This is a genomic window from Pedobacter psychrodurus (assembly GCF_032678585.1).
GTDB classification, from domain to species: Bacteria; Bacteroidota; Bacteroidia; order Sphingobacteriales; family Sphingobacteriaceae; genus Pedobacter; species Pedobacter psychrodurus_A.
In genome coordinates this window covers 1-1,885 of the sequence record NZ_JAVTSN010000112.1, presented here as the reverse complement: position 1 = coordinate 1,885, position 1,885 = coordinate 1, and the positions used below count along the sequence as shown (strand labels likewise).

Below are 1,885 nucleotides of genomic sequence, written 5' to 3'. Positions count from 1 at the left end.
ATCAAGTAAACCCAGGTGTTTCAACCTGAGATTCTCACAGAACCGTACGTGATGGTCTCCCATCATACGGCTCTTATTATCGTAATTCCATAGTAGGTTTCGAGCCAAATGTCCAATGTGCAAATAAGTTTGGCTTTCGTTTATGTAAACGCCTTATCCATTTCATCGCACTGGTCAAACTAACCCTTAACCCTTTGTATTTCCTGATTGCCCAGTTGGCCAGCTTCGCGTTAACCCTACGCAAAAAGTCTTTCAACTTAGTGCTATAGAATTTTCCGTAATAGTTGATCAAACCCTGCAATACCGGATTCATTTCTTTGGCAACAGCTTCTATCTCAATACCTGCAATTCGTAGTATCGGCAACTTGTTAAGCTTTTCATTCATCGCTTTCATTGCTTTCATACTTACTGCGGGAAGAAAGTTGGTAAAACTGACATGCCTCTTGGTGTTCAATGCCTGTCTGGGCTTGAATGTATAACCAAGAAAGTCAAACGATACCGCCTTCTCTGTTTCTCCCCTGCGGTTGCTGTCCTTGCAATAGACAATCTTAGTTTTCTCTTCATGCATCTCCAGTCCACAATCCTTTAGCCGTTGTCCTAATGATTCCTTCAAGTGGATGGCCTGTTCCTCTGTTCTGCAGTGAATGACTGCGTCATCTGCATAACGTTCAAAAGCATGATCTGGATAGTTGGCTTTTAGCCACACATCCATTGCATAATGCAGATAAAGATTTGAAAGAACCGGACCAATAACAGAGCCTTGTGGTACTCCTTTACTCCTTGGAACTACTGTTCCATCTTCTAGTTTTAAGGATGCTACTAGCCATCTTTTGATGTAAAGTACCATCCAATCTTCTTCTGTGTGCTTTTCAACGGCTAACATCAGCAAGTCATGCGGAATATTGTCGAAGAACCCTTTAATATCGACATCCAGTAACCAGTTGTATGCCCAGCACCTTTCACGTGCCTTGGCAACTGCCTGTAATGCTGATTTCTTTGGGCGATAACCGTAAGAATCTTCGTGAAATAAGTTGTCGACCACTTCTCCCAGTCTTACTGCTACCACTGCCTGTCCAATCCGGTCGGTTATCGTGGGAATACCCAATGGCCTTTTACCCCCATCTTTCTTGGGAATCTCTACCAACTTGATGGCGGGTGGTACATAGCTACCAGAACTCATCTGGTTCCATAACTTGTAAAGATGCTTTTGGGATTGCATGTCAAATGCTTCCATACTCATCTTGTCTACACCAGCTGCGCCTTTGTTGGCTTTGATCTTCAAGTAGGCTTCCTGAACCGACTTTCTTGAAATACAATATGGTTTTGGCCTGTACATCCTCTATACCTCCTGTAGTATTAACCTTGAACAGTTTCTATCAATGTACAGCGCCTGATAATGCCACTCCTTCGCTCCAGTCAAGTTTCCAAGACTATCATCACTACTACAGGTGGCTCTGCCCCCGTGGAAGGCATCGGTACTTTCGACCTTACGGGTTCTTCCGCTTGGACTTTTCCCTTCACATCCTTCCGACAGGTTCACAAGTTCCATCTGATTGCCTGTATAAAGCTCATGCTGCCTATACGCCGGATGCCACAGAGACGGTAAACAGGTCGTCCTCCCTGCTGATAATAAAGTGTTACTGTACTTTAGTTTTGACATCATCTAATCCTTTCGACGCCTCTTCGGCAGTTCATTTGCATTCATCTTCTTTATACTTACCTGACACCTTTAAGATGCCTTTTCCTCTGACGCTCACCACCAGAACACTTAATCCAAGCAGCTCAGAGGCGGTTTGGTACCTGCTCCTGTAAGCCGATACCGAGGGGCCGACCCTCATCAATCAGACAGCACTGATTTGCTCGCGCAAATCATTCATGTCGCTCA

The 1,885-nt window shown here is 44.5% G+C and carries 1 protein-coding gene; it reads right to left on the bottom strand.

Annotated elements, in window-relative coordinates; genetic code table 11:
• Positions 1-76: 76 nt before the first annotated feature.
• A complete protein-coding gene (ltrA, locus tag R2S57_RS30245) occupies positions 77-1,336 on the bottom strand; it encodes a group II intron reverse transcriptase/maturase (protein ID WP_316848634.1) in 1,260 nt (419 codons plus the stop codon).
• Between the last annotated feature and the right edge of the window lie 549 nt (positions 1,337-1,885).